Annotated in this window: 13 protein-coding genes; 7 read left to right on the forward strand and 6 right to left on the reverse strand. The window is 71.6% G+C overall.

Going from position 1 to position 13,203, the window contains the following annotated elements:
- Nucleotides 1–407 precede the first annotated feature (407 nt).
- The gene (locus D0D28_RS28300; RefSeq protein ID WP_116113856.1) at nt 408–1,742 is read left to right on the forward strand and encodes an MFS transporter; all 1,335 of its coding nucleotides are present in this window, start codon (nt 408–410) and stop codon (nt 1,740–1,742) included.
- On the opposite strand, the gene D0D28_RS28305 is transcribed toward D0D28_RS28300, so the two are convergent.
- Both D0D28_RS28305 and D0D28_RS28310 read right to left on the reverse strand, forming a co-directional pair.
- Nucleotides 1,743–2,732, reverse strand: coding sequence for a YihY/virulence factor BrkB family protein (locus D0D28_RS28305; RefSeq protein ID WP_116113858.1), 990 nt, complete (start codon nt 2,730–2,732; stop codon nt 1,743–1,745).
- A 60-nt stretch (nt 2,733–2,792) separates the two neighbouring features.
- The gene (locus D0D28_RS28310) at nt 2,793–3,191 is read right to left on the reverse strand and encodes a MarR family winged helix-turn-helix transcriptional regulator (RefSeq protein WP_116113860.1); all 399 of its coding nucleotides are present in this window, start codon (nt 3,189–3,191) and stop codon (nt 2,793–2,795) included.
- 85 nt (nt 3,192–3,276) lie between these two features.
- On the opposite strand from D0D28_RS28310, the gene D0D28_RS28315 reads away from it, so the two are divergent.
- The 3 genes from D0D28_RS28315 (at nt 3,277) to D0D28_RS28325 (ending at nt 6,618) form a co-directional block, all read left to right on the forward strand.
- Nucleotides 3,277–4,701: an MFS transporter gene (locus D0D28_RS28315; RefSeq protein ID WP_116113863.1), complete on the forward strand. Its 1,425-nt coding sequence runs from the start codon at nt 3,277–3,279 to the stop codon at nt 4,699–4,701.
- Nucleotides 4,702–4,879: 178 nt separating this feature from the next.
- Nucleotides 4,880–5,839, forward strand: coding sequence for an ATP-binding cassette domain-containing protein (locus D0D28_RS28320; RefSeq protein WP_116113866.1), 960 nt, complete (start codon nt 4,880–4,882; stop codon nt 5,837–5,839).
- Nucleotides 5,839–6,618, forward strand: coding sequence for an ABC transporter permease (locus D0D28_RS28325; RefSeq protein ID WP_094004190.1), 780 nt, complete (start codon nt 5,839–5,841; stop codon nt 6,616–6,618). The genes D0D28_RS28320 and D0D28_RS28325 overlap by 1 nt, the downstream gene beginning before the upstream one ends.
- Here D0D28_RS28325 and D0D28_RS28330 read toward each other — a convergent pair.
- Together D0D28_RS28330 and D0D28_RS28335 are read right to left on the reverse strand one after the other, a co-directional pair.
- Complete coding sequence (locus D0D28_RS28330; RefSeq protein WP_116113868.1) at nt 6,596–9,721, reverse strand: ATP-binding protein; 3,126 nt, start codon at nt 9,719–9,721, stop codon at nt 6,596–6,598. The two genes, D0D28_RS28325 and D0D28_RS28330, sit on opposite strands and share 23 nt — an antisense overlap.
- Nucleotides 9,718–10,122, reverse strand: coding sequence for an MmcQ/YjbR family DNA-binding protein (locus tag D0D28_RS28335; protein WP_094004192.1), 405 nt, complete (start codon nt 10,120–10,122; stop codon nt 9,718–9,720). The genes D0D28_RS28330 and D0D28_RS28335 overlap by 4 nt, the downstream gene beginning before the upstream one ends.
- Nucleotides 10,123–10,216: 94 nt before the next feature.
- On the opposite strand from D0D28_RS28335, the gene D0D28_RS28340 reads away from it, so the two are divergent.
- The 3 genes from D0D28_RS28340 to D0D28_RS28350 are packed head-to-tail and all read left to right on the forward strand — an operon-like array spanning nt 10,217 to nt 11,480.
- On the forward strand, nt 10,217–10,624 hold the full coding sequence (locus tag D0D28_RS28340) for a RidA family protein (protein WP_116113871.1): 408 nt from the start codon (nt 10,217–10,219) through the stop codon (nt 10,622–10,624).
- Nucleotides 10,625–10,654: 30 nt separating this feature from the next.
- Complete coding sequence (locus D0D28_RS28345; protein ID WP_094004260.1) at nt 10,655–11,011, forward strand: ArsR/SmtB family transcription factor; 357 nt, start codon at nt 10,655–10,657, stop codon at nt 11,009–11,011.
- Entirely contained in the window at nt 10,986–11,480 is a 495-nt protein-coding gene (locus D0D28_RS28350; protein ID WP_240323390.1) for an SRPBCC family protein, read from the forward strand. The genes D0D28_RS28345 and D0D28_RS28350 overlap by 26 nt, the downstream gene beginning before the upstream one ends.
- 511 nt (nt 11,481–11,991) lie before the next feature.
- On the opposite strand, the gene D0D28_RS28355 is transcribed toward D0D28_RS28350, so the two are convergent.
- Entirely contained in the window at nt 11,992–12,474 is a 483-nt protein-coding gene (locus D0D28_RS28355) for an NUDIX domain-containing protein (protein WP_094004194.1), read from the reverse strand.
- A 4-nt stretch (nt 12,475–12,478) separates the two neighbouring features.
- Nucleotides 12,479–13,114, reverse strand: a complete 636-nt coding sequence (locus D0D28_RS28360) for a nitroreductase family protein (RefSeq protein WP_116113874.1) — start codon at nt 13,112–13,114, stop codon at nt 12,479–12,481.
- Nucleotides 13,115–13,203: the final 89 nt, after the last annotated feature.

Consider the following 13,203-nt stretch of genomic DNA (forward strand, 5'->3'; position numbering starts at 1 on the left):
CAGCGCGCCCGGCGGTCTGCGCCGGGGGCTGCTCGCCTGCGGAAGGGCCCTGGCTGGGCTGTGCCAGGTGGGGTGTGCCGGGGGATTGGCTGGCCTGTGCCAGGCTGGTGCGCCGCGGATCTGCCGCCAGGGGACGTGCCCACCTGCCTGCCCAGCGTCCCCTGGCTGGCCTGTGCCAGGCTGGTGCGCCGCGGGCCTGCCGGAAGCGGACGCGCCCCCGCCTGCTCAAGGTCCCGCTGGCCGTGCCGGCTCGGTGCGCCCCGGCCCGCCGGAAGCGGTCCCAGCCGAAGGTCTCAGGACGGTAAAGGTCTGCACCCGCCCCTGGTCTTCCGGCAGTGTGGCATCTACGTTGCCAGGGAACTAATCAAACCTTTGATCTTCTTTCCAATGGCGGGAAGGGATGGCCCATGACGCACACGCCCGAGGCTTCGGCCCGGACGAGCCGGTCGCACGACGGCGGGCAGCTGCGCCGCGTCGTCGGCGCGAGCCTCGTCGGCACGACGATCGAGTGGTACGACTTCTTCATCTACGCCTCGGCCGCGAGTCTGGTGTTCGGCAAGCAGTTCTTCCCCTCGCTGGACGGCACCGCGGCGCTGCTGGCCTCGTTCGCCACGCTGGGCGTGAGCTTCGTGGCGCGGCCGATCGGCGGGATCGTCGCCGGCCACCTCGGTGACCGCGTCGGCCGCAAGGCGGTTCTCGTCGCGACCCTGCTGCTGATGGGGATCTCCACGATCGGCGTCGGCCTGCTGCCCGCCTACGACTCGATCGGCGTCGCCGCGCCGATCCTGCTCGTCGTGCTGCGGCTGCTGCAGGGCCTGTCCGCCGGCGGCGAGTGGGGCGGCGCGGCGCTGATGTCGGTCGAGCACGCTCCGCCCGGCCGTCGCGGCTACTTCGGCTCGTTCCCGCAGATCGGCGTGCCGATCGGCTTGCTGCTGGCCAACCTGGTGTTCTTCAGCGTCTCCGCGGTGACCACCGACGACCAGTTCGCCCGCTGGGGCTGGCGCATCCCGTTCCTGCTCAGCGTCGTGCTCATCGCTGTCGGTTTCTTCGTGCGGGCCCGCGTGTCGGAGAGCCCGGTGTTCAGCGAGCTGCGCGCCCGCCGCGCCCGTCGGTCCGCGCCGCTGGCCGAGCTGCTGCGCACCAACCGCCGCGAACTCGTCATCGCCATCGGGTTGTTCATCGCCAACAACATGGTCGGCTACATCCTGATCGCGTTCATCAACTCCTACGGCACCCGCACGCTGAAGCTGTCCAGCACCACGATGCTGTCCATCGGCATGGTCGGCGCCGTCTCCTGGGGCGTGTTCACGATGCTGGCCGGGCACTGGTCGGACCGGTGGGGCCGGCGCCGCACCTACCTCGTCGGCACGCTGGCGATGGGGGCCTGGACGTTCCCGTTCTTCCTGCTGTTCGACACCCGCTCGGTGCCGCTCATGCTGGCCGCGGTGATCGTGCTCGGCTTCGGGCTCGGCCTGACCTACGGCCCGCAGGCGGCGGCCTACAGCGAGCTGTTCCCGGCCGGCATCCGCTACAGCGGCGTCTCGTTCGCCTACGCCTTCGGCGCGATCCTCGGCGGCGGGTTCGCGCCGCTGGTGTCGACCTGGCTGGTCGGGGAGACCGGCACGTCGCTCGCGGTGTCCGGGTACATGCTGCTGGCCTGCCTGGTGACGCTGGCCGCGGTGCTCGCCCTGCGCGAGCCGGTAGCCGCCGAGCGGGAGGCGTTCGTGACCGGCGCGGAGTAGTCAACCGCGTTGCTCGGGCGGGAACTCGGTGTCCACGCGCTCCTGCTCGTGGTACGCGCGTTCCTCCGCGTAGGACTCGTAGGCGCGGTGGTCGGCGTCGGTCTCCGGGGCGCCGACCAGCGCGCGCGGGTGCAGCCGGTCCTTGAGGACGACGTTGAGCTGCGCCCCGAGCAGCGTGATGATGCTCTGCAGGTAGAACCACCACAGCAGCGTGATGACCGTGGCGAACGTGCCGTAGGTGCTCTGCGCGTTCTGCAGGTAGCGGCTGATGATCAGCGACGAAAGCGTTTGCAGGACCCAGAACAGGACACCGGACAGCACCGCGCCGGGCAGCACGTCACGCGTGGAGACCTCGCGGTCGGTGAGGATCCGGAACGCGGCGACGAACAACCCGATGTCCAGGACGATCGCGACGGCGTAACCGAGGATCCGGCCCAGCCACCCCAGGTTCAGCAGGTCCGTGCCGCTGGAGACGAACCCGCTGATCAGCGTGCTGACGACGAGCCCGAGCCCGATCGTCACCAGCACGAGCACGCTGCGGCCGATCTGCTCGGGCAGGCTCGGCCGCGCGTGGAAGGGCAGCTCCCACACCGAGTTGAACGCGGTCTGCGTCGCGCGCACGACCGCGAGCCCGCTCCACAGCGCGGTGACCAGCCCGAGGACCAGCGCCCACACCGAGCCGCCGAAGCCCTGCATCGTCGCGGGGTCCAGCAGCGGGAACATCTGCCCCACGTGCCCGAGCACGTCGGTCTTCAGGTTGTCCGGCACGAAGAACCCGAGCAGGGTGATCAGGACGAGGAACAGCGGGAAGATCGAGAAGAACGCCCAGAAGGCGATCATGCTCGCCAGGTTCGTGGACTGGTCCTCGAGGAACTTCCGGACCACGGCGACCGGCACCGACAGCGACTTGTGTTCCCGCTGCACCGCGTCCACGCGGTCGAGGCCGGCCTTCGCCCGGCCGGCAACGCTTTCCCTGTTGTGCTCGCTCACGGTTGCACTCCCACCGTCGGCGTCTGCGCGTGGCGGTGAGCTACCCCGTGGAGCGGCGGGTCAACCGGCCTTCGGGATGCGGGCCTGGCCGAGTGTGTCGCGGAGCACCGCGCGGTGGGTCGGCTTCGCCTCCTCGTAGCGGCGCCGCCCGGCGTCGGTGAGCATGACGAAGACGCCGCGCCGGTCCTGCTCGCACATCGCGCGGTCCACCAGGCCCTCCTTCTCCAGGCGGGCGACCAGGCGCGAGGTGGCGCTCTGGCTCAGGTGCACCGCGTCGAGGAGGTCGGCGGAGCGGCACTTGGTGTCGCAGGTCGCGAGCCGCTCGAGGGCCTCGAACTCGCTCACCCCGATGCCGTGCCGGTCCTGCAGGCGGCATTCCAGCTCGCCGAAGACGGTCGCGTGCAGGGCCATCAGCTCGTGCCACTGCTGCACGAGCCGTCCGTCGGCGACGTCACCCATGGCGGCACCATAGCATGCGCGGGAATTTGATGCAAATGCATTAAACCCTCTTGCATTAGATGCGCGTGCATGTAATCTGACTGCCATGACTTCTCCTGCGCACCTGTCCACCACGTCGACACGGTGGGACGCGCGGCTGTGGGCCGTGCTGCTGACCGTGTCCACCGTCGTGGGCCTGGACGCCCTCGACGTTTCGATGGTCGGCGTCGCGCTGCCGTCCATCCAGGCCGAGCTCGGCCTGTCCACCAGCGCGCTGCAGTGGGTCGTGAGCGGGTACGTGCTCGGCTACGGCGGGTTGCTCCTGCTCGGCGGCCGCACGGCGGACCTGCTCGGCCGGCGGCGGGTGTTCCTCGTCGCGGTGGCCGTGTTCGCGGTCGCGTCGCTGCTCGGCGGTCTCGTCGACAACGGCGCCCTGCTGATCGCGAGCCGGTTCATCAAGGGCCTGGCGGCGGCGTTCACCGCGCCGGCCGCGTTGTCGATCATCACCACCACGTTCCAGGAGGGCCCGGCCCGCAACCGCGCGATCAGCATCTTCGCGGTGTTCGGCGCCAGCGGGTACTCCGCCGGCCTGGTGTTCTCCGGGCTGCTGACCGAGGTCGGCTGGCGGTGGACGTTCCTGCTGCCGGTGCCGATCGCGCTGATCGCGCTGGTGTCGGCGATCAAGGTCGTCCCGTCGTACGAGCGGGACCACTCGGCGGGCGGCTACGACCTGCCCGGCGCGATCACCGGCGCGGCCGGTTCGCTGCTGCTGGTGTTCGGTGTCGTCGAGGCGCCGGAGGTCGGCTGGGCCGCGCCGCGGACGCTGATCACGTTCGCCGTCGCGGTGGCGCTGCTGACCGCGTTCGTGGTGATCGAAAAGCGCAGCAGCCACCCGTTGCTGCGGCTGGGCATCTTGCGCTCCGGGCCGCTGGCGCGGGCCAACCTGGGGGCGGCGCTGTTCTTCGGGGCCTACATCGGGTTCCAGTTCGTGGTGATGCTGTACCTGCAGGACGTGCTGGGCTGGTCGGCGCTGGAGACCGCGCTCGGGTTCCTGCCCGCGGCGCTGATCGTGGCGTTCGGGTCACCCCGGATCGAGCCGCTGATCGAGCGGGTCGGCACGTCGCGCACCATCCTGGGTGGCGTGCTGGCGCACGTGATCGCGTACGTGCTGTTCCTGCGGGTCGACGAGCACTCCGGGTACGCCGGTTCGGTGCTGCCGAGCATGATCCTGCTCGGCATCGGCTTCACCCTGGCCTTCTCGTCACTGAACATCCAGGCGACGACCGGTATCAGTGACAACGAGCAGGGTCTGGCCGGAGGCCTGCTGAACACGTCGCTGCAGGTCGGCGGCGCGATCGGCCTCGCGATCGTGACGGCGGTGCTCACGGGCAGCGGCGGCGGCTCCCTGCTGACCGGCTTGACCCCGGCGCTGACGGTGATCACCGGGATCGCCGCGCTGGGCCTGCTGATCGCGGCGTCGGGCGTGGTGCGCCTGCGCCGCGCACCGGAGCCGGAACTCGCGCGAGTCTGACCCAAGGGGGATCAAGGGGCCCGTCCTCGGGGGGGACGGGCCCCTCTTCGTGTCACCGGGCGGTCCTGGTGAGGCCCTGAAACCGCCGCCGGCACCCCTGAAACCGTGGTGAAGCCCGCCTGAAGCCGCCTCCTCCGATGCTCGTCGCAGCAACGGAACTCACACCGAGGAGGGGGCTTTGACCACCACCACCACGACCACCCCGGCCATCGAGGTCGCCGGGTTGCGCAAGGCGTTCGGGGACAAGGTCGTGCTCGGCGGGATCGATCTGCGCATCCCGGCCGGCTCGATCTTCGCCCTGCTCGGGCCCAACGGCGCGGGCAAGACGACCATGGTCCAGATCCTGTCGACCTACCTGCGGGCCGACTCCGGCAGCGCCCGCATCGCCGGGCACGACCTCGTCGCCCAAGCCGGGCAGGTCCGCGCCGCCATCGGCGTCACCGGCCAGTTCTCCGCCGTCGACAACAAGCTCACCGGCGAGGAGAACCTCCGGCTGATGGCCGACCTGCACCACCTGCCCAAGGCCGAGGGCCGCCGCCGGGTCGCGGACCTCCTGGAACGCTTCGACCTGGTCGAGGCGAGCAAGAAACTCGCCGCCGTCTACTCCGGTGGCATGCGGCGACGGCTGGACCTCGCGATGAGCCTGGTCGGCGAGCCGCGCATCATCTTCCTCGACGAGCCGACCACCGGCCTCGACCCGCGCAGCCGCCACACCATGTGGGACATCATCCGCGACCTCGTCGACCGCGGCGTCACCGTCTTCCTCACCACCCAGTACCTGGAGGAGGCCGACGAGCTGGCCGACCGCATCGCGGTGCTCGACCACGGCGCGCTCGTCGCCGAGGGCAGCCCGGCGGAACTCAAGCGCCGCATCCCCGGCGGGCACGTCGAACTGCGCTTCGCCGACGCCCCGACCCTCGACCTGGCCGCCCGCACGTTCGGCGAAGTCTCCCGCGACGACGAGGCCCTCACCCTGCAGATCCCCAGCGACGGCGGGGTCCGGTCGCTGCGCGCGCTGCTCGACCGCATGGACCACGCCGGCATCGAGCCCGAAGGCCTCGCCGTGCACACGCCCGACCTGGACGACGTCTTCTTCGCCCTGACCGGCCACCCCACCGAAGAGAAGGTTTCCCGCTGATGCCCGCGCTCACCGACTCCGCCACCATGCTGCGGCGCAACCTCCGCCACGCGTTGCGCTACCCGTCGATGACGCTGAGCGTCGCCGCGATGCCGATCCTCATGCTCCTGCTGTTCAACTACGTCTTCGGCGGCGCGATCGGCGCCGGCCTCACCGGGAGGCCGGCCAGCGGTGACTACCTCGCCTACCTGGTGCCCGGAATGCTGCTGCTCACCGTCGGATCGGCCACGATGCCGGTCGCCGTGGCGATCTGCTCCGACCTGACCGAGGGCATCGTCGCCCGCTTCCGCACCATGGCGATCGCCCGCGCGTCCGTCCTCACCGGACACGTCCTGGGCAACGTGATCCAGGCCGTGGCGAGCCTGCTGATCGTCCTCGGCGTGTCCCTGCTGCTGGGCTTCCGCACCTCGGCCGGGATCGGGGACTGGCTGCTCGTGACCGCCGTCCTGCTGCTGCTCACGCTCGGCCTCAGCTGGTTCTCCGCCGCGCTCGGCCAGCTCTCCAAGACGGTCGAGGGGGCGAGCAACATCGTGATGCCGATGACGTTGCTGCTGCCGTTCCTGTCCAGCGCCTTCGTGCCCCTGGACTCGATGCCGTCGGGCATCCGCTGGTTCGCCGAGTACCAGCCGTTCACCGCGGTCATCGAGACCCTGCGCGGTCTGCTCGCCGGCACGCCGATCGGCTGGTACGGCTGGGCCGCGGTCGGCTGGGGGGTGGGCATCGCCCTGCTCGGCTACGTGTGGGCGAAGGCCCTGTTCAACCGCGAACCGACTCGCTGACCAGCTCCAGCGCCGCCAGGCGCAGCTCGTCCGGGCTCAGGCCGGCGTACTCCGACACCGCGTCGGCGTACGCCGGCCCGTCGGCGTTCTCGGCCGCGGCCCGGATCCCGGCCGGCGACATCGTCGGCTGGAAGTTCCGCAGGAAACCCAGCCGCTCGGCCAGCGCCACCATCCGCACCCCGGCGGGGTCGCCGCGGTCCAGCGCCAGCACGCCCAGCGCGAGCAGGACCGTTCCGCGCACCGCCATCCCGATCAGGTAGGCGGGCAGTTTCGCCGCGCTCTCGCTGAACAGCGGCGGCACCAGCGCGGGGAGTTCGGCGACGAGGTCGGCGACCAGGTCGAGCCGGCCGTGCTGCGCGTGCGCGATCACCGTCACCGAGATCAGCTCCAGCGTCCAGGAGTCCAGGCCGGGCGCTTCGCGCAGGGGCAGCACGCCGTTGTCGCGCTGCCGGGCGACCGCCTGCCGCCACAGCGCCAGCCCGTGGTCGACCTCGTTGCGGGCGAGCGCGATCTCCGCCCGCACCCCGAGGTCGAACGTGACGACGTCGAAGCGGTCGTCCACAGTGGACGGGCTGGACCGGGTGAGCCAGCGTTCGGCCTCGTCGACCGCGCCGGCCTGGAGGGCGGCGAGCATGAGACCCCACCGGATGCCGATCGTGTCCGGCCAGGGCGCGAGATCCTGCAGCAGCCGCATCGCCGCGCTCAGGTGCCGGGTGGCCTCCCCGGCGTCGCCCCGCTGCAGGTGCAGCTCGCCGAGCCGGGCGCGCGCCATCAGCCGCAGCCAGGGCGCGTCCGGAACCTCGGCGGCGTCCAGCATCCGCAGCGCCGACGCGAGGGCGCGAGCGGTGTCGCCGTCGGTCTCCCACCAGTAGCTGTCCACGCCGCGCGCGACGTAGGCGAGCAGCGGCTGCTCGCTCTCGCACAGGGCGTCCAGCGCGCGGCGACCGGACCGCGTGATCTCCGGGAACCGGGCCAGCACCGTGGCCAGTGCCCGGATCAGCGTGCTCGGCGGCGCTTCGGGCAGCCGCCGCAGGACGAGCAGCGACCGCACCGCGCGCGGGCCCTGGAGCATGAAGGTCGCGGTGACGCATACGGTCGCCGCGGTGCGGGTCACCTCGACGAACTCCGGTTTCGGGTGGAAGCGCGCGAGCACCGCGGGCACGTCCGTGGTGAGCGCGGCCAGGCGGGAGTAGTTGGAGTCGGCCGTCCACAGCGCGCCCAGCGCCGCCGCCGTGGCCGCGACCGTCGGGCCGTCCCCGCGCTCGATGCCCAGCCGCATCGCCGTCACGAGGTTGTCCTGCTCGGCGCGGATCCGTTCGCTCGCCGTGTACGGGTCGGCGCCGAACACCGATTCGTGGTGCGCCAGACCGAAATCCCGCGCCCAGGCGAGGAAATCGTCGGTGACGCGCGCGGTCGCGCCGGCTTCGGCGAGGCGGGCGGCGCTGAACTCGCGCACCGTCTCCAGCATCCGGAACCGGGTGCCGACCGGGGTGTCGACGACCTTGAGCAGCGACTGGCCGGACAGCTCACCGAGGACGTCGAGGGTGTCGTGGCCGCCCAGCAGGTGCCGGGCGGCGTCCTCGGTGAACCCGCCCGGGAACACCGACAGCGTGCGCATCGCCGCCTGCGCGTGCTCGTCGAGGAGGTGCCAGCTCCAGTCGACGACGGCCTGCAGCGTGCGGTGCCGCTGAGGCGCGTCGCGTGGGCCGCCGCGCAGCAGCGCGAACCGGTCGGACAGGCGCCGGGCGATCTCGGGGACGGACAGCACGCGCACCCGCGCCGCGGCCAGTTCCACCGCCAGCGGCAGGCCGTCGAGGTGACGGCACAGGCCGGTCACGACGTCCGCGGGCAGGTCCGCGTCCGGCCGCGCGGCCCGGGCGCGCTGGGTGAACAGCTCGATCGTGGTGTCCAGGTCCAGCTCCGGCAGCGGGTACACCGACTCCGACGACAGCCCCAGCGGTGCGCGGCTGGTGGTCAGCACGCGCACGTCGCGGGTCATCGACACCAGGGCCCCGACCAGCTCGGCGACGCCGTCGAGGACCTGCTCGCAGTTGTCCAGGATCAGCAGCGCCGGTGCGGCGCCGAGGACCTCGGCGATGCCGGTCAGGTCGTCCGGCGGGCGCGGGCCGGGCGTGCGGCGCGCCTCGCCGACGCCGAGCGCGGTGGCGACGCGGCCGGCGACGTCCTCGTCGGCGCGGACGCCGGCCAGCGCGACGAAGTGGACGAGCGGTTGTTCGGCGGCCCGGCCGACCGCGTGGGCGAGACGGGTCTTGCCCAGCCCGCCGGGACCGACGATCGAGGTGACCCGGGAGCGGCGCAGCAGGTGCGTGATCGCCGCGATGTCGTCCGCGCGGCCGAGCAGCGGGTTGGGGTCGTGCGGGATGCCGTGCCGGACCACGGGCTGCTCGCCGGCGAGCGTTTCCCGTTGCCAGGACAGCAGTTCCGGCCCCGGATCGGTGCCGAGGTCGTCCCGCAGGGCGCGGCGGTGGGTCTCGAACCGGGCCAGCGCCGCCGACGGGCCGGCGGTCGCCGACTCCGACCGCAGCAGTTCCAGCAGGACTTCCTCGTCCCGCGGCCGGTCTCTCGCGGCGGCGGTGAGCGGATCGAGCGCCTCGGCGTGGCGGCCCAGCCGGGACAGCGCCAGCCCGCGGGCCCGGACCAGGAAGCGGTGGGCGGGCTGCCGCTCGCGGCGCAGGGTGGACAGCGGGTCCAGGCCGTCGTCGGCGGAGCCGTCCCACAGCGCGAGCCCGGCGTCCGCCTCGGCGAGCGCGGCCGCGGGATCGTCGGTGCGGGCGGCGGAGGCGTGCTGAAGCAGCGCCGCGGCGTCGACCTGGGCGGGTTCGAGGGTGAGGCGGTAGCCGGTGGGCGTGCTGGCGATCAGGTCCGCGCCGAACTGGGAGCGGGCGCGCGAGACGAGGATCTGCAGCGCCTTCACCGGGTTCTCGGGCTGCTCGTCCGGCCACAGCCCGTCGACGAGCCGGCCCGTGCCGCAGCCGGTGGTCAGGTCGGCGGCGAGCAGCGCGAGGAGGTTCCGCAGCCGGGGCGCGGTGATCTCCCGCCCGCGGCAGGCGACGCGCGACAGCAGGCTCAGCTCGACGGTCACCGGCGTAGGTTAGTGGGTCCGCGGGGCGCCTTCTCCTGGCCGAGCGCGACCCACTGGAGTTTCTCCTGCTCCCGGCGCGGCAGCCCAGCCACGACCAGGTCGTAGGAGTCCTCGATCATCTCGCGCACCAGGTCCTCGGGCACCGAGCCGTCCAGCACGACGGTGTTCCAGTGCCGCTTGTTGAGGTGGTAGCCGGCGGTGATCGCGGGGTGGTCGCGGCGCAGCTGCACCGCGAGGTCCGGGTCGCACTTCAGGCTGATCCGCAGCGGCGTCGACTCCAGCGGGCTGAGGGCGAACATCTTGCCCGCGACCTTGAAGACGCTGTTGGCCTCGCCGAACGGGAACTCCTCGCGCGCACCCGGCAGGGACAGGCACAGTCGTTTGAGTTCGCCAGGCGTCATGGCTCCAGGCTAGCCACGTGCTGCTCCGTCGCCGGTGGCTGCCGCCCGGTTCCGCGAGATAGCCGCGCTGGGTGGCCGGTCCTAGGCTGCGGCGATGACCGAGAGTGAGATGCCGCAGTACGCCAACCCGGCCGGGCTCTTCGCGCTGCCCCAAGTGTTCAGCCTGTCCGTCACCGTCCCCGCGTCGCGCCTGGTGTTCCTCTCCGGGCAGGTCGCTTGGAACGCCCACGGCGAACCGGTCGGGGAGGGTGATCACGTCGCGCAGGTGGAGCAGATCGTGCGCAACATCGACGTCGCGCTCGCCGCGGCCGGCACCAGCCGGGAGCACCTGGTCAAGCACACGATCTACGTGGCGGGGTACCGGCCGGAGCTGGCCGAGGCGATCCTCGCGCCGTTGCACGCCGGGGTGACCACGCGCCCGGCGAGCACGCTCGTCGGGGTGCAGTCGCTGTTCGACCCGCGCTACCTGGTCGAAATCGATGCAGTTGCCTGGGTTCCTTGACGCATTCCCATATGGGTATATATTGGGTGCATGGCACGGGCAGCGACGACAGCGGACGCGTTCAACGCGGTGGCCGAACCGCGGCGGCGGCAGATCCTCGACCTCCTGGCCGGCGGGGAGAAGCCGGTGAACGACCTCGTGTCGGTGCTCGGGCTCGCCCAGCCGCTGGTGTCCAAGCACCTGCGGGTCCTGCGGGAGGTGGGGCTGGTGGAGGTTCGCGATTCGGGACGGCAGCGGGTGTACCGCATCAACGCCCGTCCGTTGAAGGACATCCACGAGTGGGTCAGCGGTTACCAGCGGTTGTGGGACGAGCGGTTCGACCGTCTGGACACGGTGTTGGAAGAACTCAAGGAACTGGAGGATGGAGATGGTCGCGGTGACGACTAGCGGTACGGCGAAGGTGACGCTTCCGGCGGACAACCAGATTCGGATCACGCGTGAGTTCAACGCGCCCGCGCGCCTGGTGTGGCAGGCGTGGACCACGCCGGAGCTGGTGAAGCGCTGGTGGGCGGGCGAGCGTGGCGAGGTGACGTCCGTCGAGGTCGATCTGCGGGCCGGTGGGAGATGGCGCTACGTGATGGTCGCGGACGGCGGTTTCGAGGTCGCCTTCCACGGCGAGTACCAGAAGGTCGTGCCGCACGAGCGGATCGTGTCGACGGAGGTGTTCGAGGGCATGCCGGGCGCGTCCTCGCTGAACACGCTGACCCTGACCGAGCACGACGGGCGGACCACGCTCACCGTGCTGGCCGAGTACCCGAGCAAGGAAGCCCGCGACGGGCACCTCGAGTCCGGTATGGAGGGCGGGATGCAGGAGTCGCTCGACAAGCTGGAGCAGGTGGCGGTTTCGCTCGCGTGAGCCGTCGGCGGCGGGGATTCGCGGTGCGCCGTGGTATCCCCGCCGTTGCGGGTGTCCGGGGTTCGGTGGGCTCCGTGGGATCGGCCTCGGATTCGGTGGGCTTGTCTCTGGATTTGGGCTGGGTCGCTGGGTTCGGTGGGCTCGGTGTCTGGGTTCGGTGGACCCGGCCTCCGGGTTCGATGCGCTCGGTGTCTGGATTTGGTGGGCTCGGCCTCCGGGTTCGATGCGCTCGGTCGCTGGGTTTCGGTGGGCTCGGTGCCTGGGTTTGGTGGGCTCGGTCTCCTTGTTCGGTCGGTTCGTCCCCGGATTCGGTGGCTCGATCTCCCGATTCAATGGGCTCGCTCTGAGCGTTCGGCGAACTCGATCGGGCCGGTTCTCCGGGCGTGGCTTCCTTGAGGCGGACGGGGTTCGCGGCAGCCGCTCGATGTGCGGAAACCCCGAGGCGCTACCTGCCAACGGGGCTCCCGCACACGCGCGATGCCGATGGCGTCGCGCGCCGGCCGCGTGCCATTCAGGCGCGCAGAACTCCGCGCGCGAGCAGGGTTTCCCGCAGGCGCTCGACGATCGGCACCTGGCCCTTCACCAGCAGCTCGGCCGCGCGATCGGGACCGGTCCACTCGATGCGGTCGACCTCCGGGAACTCCTGCACGCGGCCGGATCCCTTGGGCCATTCCATCTCGAACGTGTTGCTCGCGAACCCGGCCGGGTCGAAGTCCCCCTCGGCGGCGAACGTCGTGATGACCTTGCCGCTGGACTGGCGGAACTCGCCCAGCTCCAGGATCTCGCCCGCGAGCACGGGCTCGCCGACCTCCTCGGCGAACTCGCGCCGTGCCGCGACCAGCGGGTCCTCGTCGGTGTACTCGCCCTTCGGGATGGACCAGGCCCGCTCGTTCTTGCGTGCCCAGAACGGCCCGCCCATGTGCGCGATGAGCACCTCCAGGCCGCCGTCGCCGGTCAGGCGGTAGAGCAGGAACGCCGCGCTCTTCCTGGGCACCGGGTCACCACTGGTCGTAGTGCAGGACCTCGGACAGGGGCTGCCGCTTCGCCGGCTTGAACGTCTCGCCGGTGTAGAACGCGGTGGGGATCAGCGCCGCCTGGCGGACGTGGTCCGGAATGTTCAGTAGTTCAGCCGCCTCCTTCTCGTAGACCAGGTGCAGCGACGTCCAGGCCGTGCCGAGGCCGAGGGTGCGCGCGGCCAGCATGTAGCTCCAGACCGCGGGCAGGATCGAGCCCCACAGCCCGGCCTGGTTGCCCTCGGGGAGCTTGCCGCCCGGGACGTGGATCGCCGGGACGAGCAGCACCGGCACCTCGGCCATGTGCTCGGCCAGGTAGTCGGCGCTGTTCATCACCCGGTGCTGGGTGGCCGCGCGGTCCGCGTCGCCGGCGTAGCGCTCCTCCGGGGCCGCGCCCGTGTCGCGGTAGGCCTTGTAGGACTTCGCGTACAGCTCGGCCAGCTGGGCGCGCTTGTCGGCGTCGGTGACCACGACCCAGTGCCAGTCCTGCCGGTTCGACCCGGTGGGCGCCTGGAGGGCGAGGGTGATCGCCCGCTCGATCAGCTCGCGCGGCACGGGGCGGGAGAGGTCCAGCCGCTTGCGCACGCTGCGGGTGGTGGTCAACAGCTCCTCTGGTGTCATGCCCCCGATCCTGGCACGAGCCGCTCAGCCGGAGGAGGCGGCTTCGGAGGCGGGCGGTTCGCGACGGGTTGGTGGGGGAGGGCCGGTGC

The organism is Amycolatopsis ruanii (assembly GCF_003385175.1).
Taxonomy (GTDB): domain Bacteria; phylum Actinomycetota; class Actinomycetes; order Mycobacteriales; family Pseudonocardiaceae; genus Amycolatopsis_E; species Amycolatopsis_E thermalba.

Bases quoted from the DNA above. Each gene is read 5' to 3' on its own strand.
- D0D28_RS28300 (WP_116113856.1), top strand. From the start codon at position 408: ATGACGCACACGCCCGAGGCTTCGGCCCGGACGAGCCGGTCGCACGAC.
- D0D28_RS28310 (WP_116113860.1), bottom strand. From the start codon at position 3,191: ATGGGTGACGTCGCCGACGGACGGCTCGTGCAGCAGTGGCACGAGCTG.
- D0D28_RS28315 (WP_116113863.1), top strand. From the start codon at position 3,277: ATGACTTCTCCTGCGCACCTGTCCACCACGTCGACACGGTGGGACGCG.
- D0D28_RS28325 (WP_094004190.1), top strand. From the start codon at position 5,839: ATGCCCGCGCTCACCGACTCCGCCACCATGCTGCGGCGCAACCTCCGC.
- D0D28_RS28335 (WP_094004192.1), bottom strand. From the start codon at position 10,122: ATGACGCCTGGCGAACTCAAACGACTGTGCCTGTCCCTGCCGGGTGCG.
- D0D28_RS28340 (WP_116113871.1), top strand. From the start codon at position 10,217: ATGACCGAGAGTGAGATGCCGCAGTACGCCAACCCGGCCGGGCTCTTC.
- D0D28_RS28345 (WP_094004260.1), top strand. From the start codon at position 10,655: ATGGCACGGGCAGCGACGACAGCGGACGCGTTCAACGCGGTGGCCGAA.
- D0D28_RS28350 (WP_240323390.1), top strand. From the start codon at position 10,986: ATGGAGATGGTCGCGGTGACGACTAGCGGTACGGCGAAGGTGACGCTT.
- D0D28_RS28360 (WP_116113874.1), bottom strand. From the start codon at position 13,114: ATGACACCAGAGGAGCTGTTGACCACCACCCGCAGCGTGCGCAAGCGG.